The following is a 6,092-nucleotide window of genomic DNA, read 5'->3' on the forward strand; positions in this document are numbered from 1 at the left end:
CGGCGGTGGCGGCGGCCCGCGCAATCCCTGGGGCCAGCCCGGCCCGCGGCGCCGGCGTCCCGGCGGCCCGAGCGGCGGCGGCGACGTCACCTCGCTCGACGAGTGGCTGAGGCGAAGCCGCGAGAAGCTTCGCGGCGGCCTGCCCTCGGGCGGCGGCGGCATGAACCGGCCCTACTGGCTCTACGGCCTGATCGCCTTCGTCGCGATCTGGCTGCTCTTCACCAGCGTCCATCGCGTCGGCCCGCAGGAGCGCTATGTCGTGACGACCTTCGGCCGCTACGTCCGCACGCTGGGGCCAGGCATCGGGCTGACCTGGCCGGCGCCGATCTCGCGTGTCCAGGCGGTGCCGGTCGAGGAGATCCGCGAGATCAACATCCCGCAGCAGCGCAACGAGGAGAATCTGATCCTCACCGGCGACCAGAACGTCATCGATTTGAGCTATTCGGTGCGCTGGAACGTCAAGGACCCGCAGCTCTTCCTGTTCCAGATCGCCGAGCCCGAGGAAACGATCCGCGAGGTCGCGGAGAGCGCGATGCGCGCCGTCGTCGCCCGGGTCAGCCTCGACGAGGCGCTGGGCGCCGGCCGAAGCGCGATCGAGCAGCGAGTTGAGCAGAACATGCAGCAGCTGCTCGACGACTATGGCGCCGGAATCGCCATCCAGGGCATCGCGATCAACCAGTCGTCGGCGCCGACCGCGGTCAACGAGGCGTTCCTGCGGGTCTCCGCGGCGCAGCAGCAGGCGCAGAGCGCTCAGAACGACGCCCGCGCCTTCGCGCTTCAGCTGACCGCCCGCGCCCAGGGCGACGCGGCGCAGTTCAACCAGATCTACCAGCAGTACAAGGCCGCGCCGGAAGTCACCCGCCGCCGCATGTATTACGAGACCATGGAGCAGATCCTGTCACAGGTTGACACCACCATCGTCGAGGCGCCGGGCGTGACGCCCTATCTGCCGCTGCCGGCGGTCGACTCCGCCCGTCGGCGCGCGCCCCAGCCTGAACAGCAGCCGCAGGCTCAGCAGGGGCAGGGCCGATGACCCAGTATCTGCGCAATCCCATCGCGCTGGCGATCGGCGCCATCCTGTTCCTGATCCTGGTCGGCAGCACCCTGGTCATCGTTCCGGAGACCAAGCAGGCGGTGATCACCCGCTTCGGCGAGCCGCAGACGATCATCAACCGCTACCAGGCCGGCCAGACGTTCGGTGATTATGGCGCCGGAGTCGCGCTTCGCGTGCCGTTCTTCGACCAGGTCCACTGGATCGACAAGCGCATCCTGTCGGTCGGCATGGAGAACCAGCAGGTCCTTTCGACCGACCAGCAGCGCCTTCAGGTCGACGCCTTCGCGCGCTACCGAATCGTCGATCCCTTGCGCATGTACGTGTCCGCGCGGACCGAGGCTCGGGTCAGCGAGGCGCTTCGCCCGATCCTCGCCTCGTCGCTTCGCAACGAGCTCGGCCGCCGCCCGTTCGCCGCTCTGCTCAGCCCCGAGCGCGGCCAGATGATGGACAATATCCAGGTCGCCCTCAATCGCGTCGCCGCCCAATATGGGGCGGAGATTGTCGACGTGCGCATCAAGCGCGCCGACCTTCCGGCGGGATCCCCGGTTGATGCCGCCTACGATCGGATGCGTACCGCCCGCCTCCAGGAGGCGCGCTCGATCGAGGCCCAGGGCCAAAAGCAGGCGCAGATCATCCGCGCCGAGGCGGAGGCCGAGGCCGCGGCGACCTATGCCCGCGCCTACAACCAGGACCCGGATTTCTACGATTTCTATCGGGCAATGCAGTCCTACCGCACCAGCTTCCTTGCGCAGCAGGGCGGCGATACCAATGTCATCCTCTCACCGGAAAACAGCTATCTGCGGCAGTTCCAGGGACGAAGTCAGGGACAACGATAGAGCCCATTCAAATCCGGTTCAGCAAGCGCACCTAGCGTACTGCCGGCCAGGGGACTGCACACGGGAAGAGACGAGTTGAGAGGATTTAGGAGGATGAGGAAAGTGCGTTACGTCTATGGCATCACCGCCGCCTTGCTGATCGGCGGCAGCATGACGAACGTCGCTGTTGGACCCGTCGGCGCCCAGACCGCGGTCAACGCGCCCGGCGCGATCAACGCCAGCCCGCCGCGCGCCGGCGCGCCGATGAGCTTCGCCGATCTCGCCGAGCGCCTCCAGCCGGCGGTGGTCAACATCTCGACCCGCCAGAGCATCACCATCCCGCGCCGCCGCGCTTTGCCGCCGGGTTTCGAGGAATTCTTCCGTCGCTTCGGCGGCGAGGCGCCGCAGCAGCAGCAGCAGGATGGCCAGGGCGGCGGCGAAGTCACCCAGCGCGGCGGCTCGCTCGGTTCCGGCTTCGTCATCTCGGCCGACGGCTACATCGTCACCAACAACCACGTCGTCGCTCCGGCGCGCAGCAACGCCGTGGTCGAGGCGATCACGGTGACTCTCGCCGACGGCACCGAATATGAGGCCGAGGTCGTCGGCCGCGACGAGCCGTCCGACCTCGCGGTGCTCAAGATCAATCCGCGCGGCCGACTGCCATTCGTCCAGTTCGCCAATCCGGACCAGGTCCGCGTCGGCGACTGGGTGGTCGCGATCGGCAATCCCTACGCGCTCGGCGGCAGCGTCACCGCCGGTATCGTGTCGGCTCTTCACCGCAATATTCAGGCCGGCAATTACGACCGCTTCATCCAGACCGATGCGTCGATCAACTCGGGCAATTCGGGCGGGCCGCTGTTCGACCTGCAGGGCAATGTCGTCGGAATCAACACCGCGCTTTATTCGCCGACCGGCGGCAATATCGGCATCGGCTTCGCCATTCCGGCCGAGCAGGCGATCCCGATCGTCGAGCAGCTTCGCCGCGGCGAACGCGTGCGCCGCGGCTATGTCGGCGTGACTCTTCAGACGCTGACCAGCGAACTCGCCGCGCCGCTCGGCCTCGAGAGCAATCGCGGCGAGCTCATCAGCAGCGTGACCCCGGGCGGCCCCGCAGCGCGCGCCGGCATCGAGCAGGGCGACGTCGTCGTCAGCGTCGCCGGCCAGCCGATCGGGCCTCAGTCTTCGGTCGCCTACCAGATCTCGCGGCAGGAGATCGGCAGCCGGGTGCCGGTCGAGGTGATCCGCAACGGCCAGCGGCGTACGCTGACGATCGCCATCGCCGAGCGGCCGAGCGATCAGGAGCTCGCGCGGCTCAACGGCCTCGAGGTCGAAGGTGAAGCCGAAGCGGACAAGCCGGAGGGCAGTGAATCCAGCGGCCAGGCCTCGGCCCGTGCCAGCCTCGGCATGTCGCTTCAGACGCTGACTCCTGAGCTCGCGCGTCGTGGAGGCCTCACCGGCGACGTACGCGGCGTGGTGGTCACCGGTCTCGATCCGAACAGCGACGCGGCCCAGAAGGGCCTGCGCGCGGGCGACGTGATCTTGTCGATCAACCGCGCCCCGGCCAATTCGCCGGAAGCGGTGTCGCAGGTCGTCGACGCCGCCCGCCGCAGCGGCCGCAATTCGGTCCTCCTGCTCGTCCGGCGCGGCAACGTTCCGCCCGCCTTCATCGCGATCGATCTCGCCCGCACCACGGGGTGATTCATTGAGCAAATCCTCCCTGTCCCCGCGTGGCGGGGATGGGGAGGCGGACCGTCCGCCGGAGCGGAGCGTAGGCGGATGGTGGAGGGGCTGTTTGGGCCTCGCGCCAGGCCCCTCCACCGCCTTCGGCGGTCCCCCTCCCCATGAAGCGTCGCTTCGCAGGGAGGAATCCTTTATTCTCCCAGCACCCGCGCCTTGAGCTCGGCGCCCGAAAAGCGGCGCTCGACTCCGGCTTCGGCTTCCTTGACCAGCTGAACGATCGCCGCGTTGGCGCGCGGGTTGCGGCCGTGCTTGCGGGCCAGCGCGACGACTTCGCCGTTGAGGAAGTCGATCTCGGTCCGCCGCCCGGCGGCGAAATCGTCCGCCATCGACGATCGCGCCTCGGCATCGATGCCCTGCAGCTTGAGGAACGGCTTGAACAGGGCGTTGGGCAGGCGCAGCACGTCGGGCAGCCGGCCGGGCGGGACCATGCCCATCGCCGCCGGCTCGATGCCCGCCAGCTTCATCGCCGCCAGCGCCTCGTCCTGGGTCGCCGCCACGACCTTGCGATAGTCGCGGTCGCTCAGCTCCTCCATCAGCGTCTTGCCTGACAGCGCATTGACCGCGTTGTTGAGGTTGAGGAGCAGCTTGCTCCACAGCACCGGCACCATGTCGGCGGCGAGCTTGAGCCGCCCCGGCCGCGTGCCGAGCTTGTCGGCGAGCGCCCGAGTGATCTCATGCTCCTCAGCCATCAAATCGCCCGCGGTTGCCTTGTGCCAGCGGCCGTTGCCGAGACGGACGACGTTGAACGGCACCATCCCAGCCAGCACCGTCCGGCCGGGAAGCGCGGCGCGCAGCCGATCGGCGTTGCTGACCCCGTTCTGGAAGCTGATCAGCACCGCGTCCTTGCCCGCGTGCCTGACGATCGCCGCCGCCGCCGCGTCGGTGTGGATGCTCTTGACCGTGACCAGGATCGCGTCGGCGTCGGCCAGCGCCGCGGCATCGGTCGTGCAGGTGATGGTGCCGGCGGGAAGATGGATCGAGCGCGCCGGCCCGTCGCCGCTGCCGTCGCTGATCGTCAGGCCGTGGGCGGTGATCTCGTCGGCGGCGGGCTTGCGTCCGATCAGCACGACGTCGATCGCCGCGGAGGCCCAGGCGCCCCCGATCCAGCCGCCGACCGCTCCCGCCCCGAACACCGCGACCTTCAAGGCGGGTCAGCCCCGGCCGCGATAGGCGGCGACGCCCTGGTCGGGCACCCACAGGCCCTCGGGCGGCGTGCCCGTCTGCCAGAACACGTCGATCGGGATACCGCCGCGCGGATACCAATAGCCGCCGATGCGCAGCCATCGCGGCTTCATCTCCTCGACGAGCCGCTCGCCGATGCCGACGGTGACGTCCTCATGGAAGCCGCAATGGTTGCGGTGCGAATGGAGGAACAGCTTCAATGACTTGGATTCGACGATCAGCTCGCCGGGCGCATAGTCGATGACGAGGTGGGCGAAATCGGGCTGGCCGGTGACCGGGCACAGCGAGGTGAATTCGGGCGCTGCGAAGCGCACCAGATAGAGGCTTCCGGGCCGCGGGTTGGCGACATAATCGAGCGTCGCCTCGGCGGGCGAGGCGGGAAGGTCGCTGGCGCGGCCGAGATGGGTGAGGTCCATGGCGCGGCTTTAGCGCCTCAGCCGGGTCTCCCCAAGCCCCGCGCCGTCAATAAGGCGGCGGGCGGCGGCGGCGCTGCTCGCGGGCCGCCTCGGTCCACCAGGCGAGGTCGTCGGCGAACCTCGCGAAGGCACGGTCGAGCGACTGCCCGGCCGCGCCCGTCGGCTGGCCGTCGCCATCGAGAGTCTGCGCGATCGGGCCGACCGTCAGCGTGCTCGAGATCACGACCATGCCCATTTCGGACAGGGTCGCGTGCCACGCGCTGTTGGAGCGCGCGCCCGCCAGCCGCCCCGCCGAGTAGCTCGCGATCGCCGCGGGCCGCCAGAACCATTCCTCGAGGAAATGATCGGTGAGGTTCTTGAGACCCGGCTGGACGCCCCAATTATATTCGCCGACGACGAACAGGAACGCGTCGGCGGTGCGGATCTGCTCGGCGAGCGACTCCATCGCCGCCGGCGCCGCGCCTTGCGGATATTCCTTGTACATGCGTTCGAGCATCGGCAGCCCGACCGCCCGGGCATCGACCAGGACCGGCTCGGCGCCGCGCTCGGCGAGCCGGCGCACGAGATAATCGGCAAGCCTGATCCCCGTCCGGTCCGACCGGTAGGACCCGTAGAGGACGAGGATCCGGTCAGGCATGCATGGCGCCTAGTCGAACAGCTCCTCGAGGAACGACTTGCGCCGGCGGTAGCCGCCATGGCCGTATTTGTAGTCGTCGCCGTGATGGTAATGCGGCTGCGGCGACCAATGCCCGCCATGAGGCTGGGGCGGCGGCTGCGGCTGCCACTGGCCGCCGTGCGGCTGCGGCGGATAGCCGGGGGGCGGCGCCTGCGGCGGCGGCGGCGGATAATGGGGCGCGGCTTGCGGCGGCGGCGGCGCCCCATTAT

6 protein-coding genes and 1 pseudogene are annotated in these 6,092 nt (G+C 69.1%); 3 read left to right on the forward strand and 4 right to left on the reverse strand.

Features of this window, described 5'->3' with window-relative positions:
* The 3 genes from G7B71_RS15275 to G7B71_RS15285 form a co-directional block, all read left to right on the forward strand.
* A partial coding sequence (locus tag G7B71_RS15275; protein WP_166042500.1) for a protease modulator HflK occupies positions 1–1,033 on the forward strand: 1,033 nt, incomplete at its 5' end.
* Complete coding sequence (locus tag G7B71_RS15280) at positions 1,030–1,890, forward strand: protease modulator HflC (protein ID WP_166042502.1); 861 nt, start codon at positions 1,030–1,032, stop codon at positions 1,888–1,890. The genes G7B71_RS15275 and G7B71_RS15280, both read left to right, overlap by 4 nt.
* A gap of 93 nt (positions 1,891–1,983) precedes the next feature.
* A complete protein-coding gene (locus G7B71_RS15285) occupies positions 1,984–3,567 on the forward strand; it encodes a Do family serine endopeptidase (RefSeq protein ID WP_243406273.1) in 1,584 nt (527 codons plus the stop codon).
* A gap of 173 nt (positions 3,568–3,740) precedes the next feature.
* Here G7B71_RS15285 and G7B71_RS15290 read toward each other — a convergent pair whose 3' ends face one another.
* The 4 genes and pseudogenes from G7B71_RS15290 to G7B71_RS15305 form a co-directional block, all read right to left on the reverse strand.
* On the reverse strand, positions 3,741–4,754 hold the full coding sequence (locus G7B71_RS15290; RefSeq protein ID WP_166042504.1) for a 2-dehydropantoate 2-reductase: 1,014 nt from the start codon (positions 4,752–4,754) through the stop codon (positions 3,741–3,743).
* Between the two features lie 6 nt (positions 4,755–4,760).
* The gene (queF, locus tag G7B71_RS15295) at positions 4,761–5,207 is read right to left on the reverse strand and encodes a preQ(1) synthase (RefSeq protein WP_166042506.1); all 447 of its coding nucleotides are present in this window, start codon (positions 5,205–5,207) and stop codon (positions 4,761–4,763) included.
* A 46-nt stretch (positions 5,208–5,253) separates the two neighbouring features.
* Positions 5,254–5,844 (reverse strand): NAD(P)H-dependent oxidoreductase, encoded by a 591-nt coding sequence (locus G7B71_RS15300; RefSeq protein WP_166042508.1) that lies wholly within the window; start codon positions 5,842–5,844, stop codon positions 5,254–5,256.
* Positions 5,845–5,853: 9 nt separating this feature from the next.
* Positions 5,854–6,092 (reverse strand): annotated as a pseudogene (locus G7B71_RS15305) (hypothetical protein); the annotation flags it as partial.

The organism is Sphingosinicella sp. YJ22, assembly GCF_011320075.1.
Taxonomy (GTDB): Bacteria; Pseudomonadota; Alphaproteobacteria; order Sphingomonadales; family Sphingomonadaceae; genus Allosphingosinicella.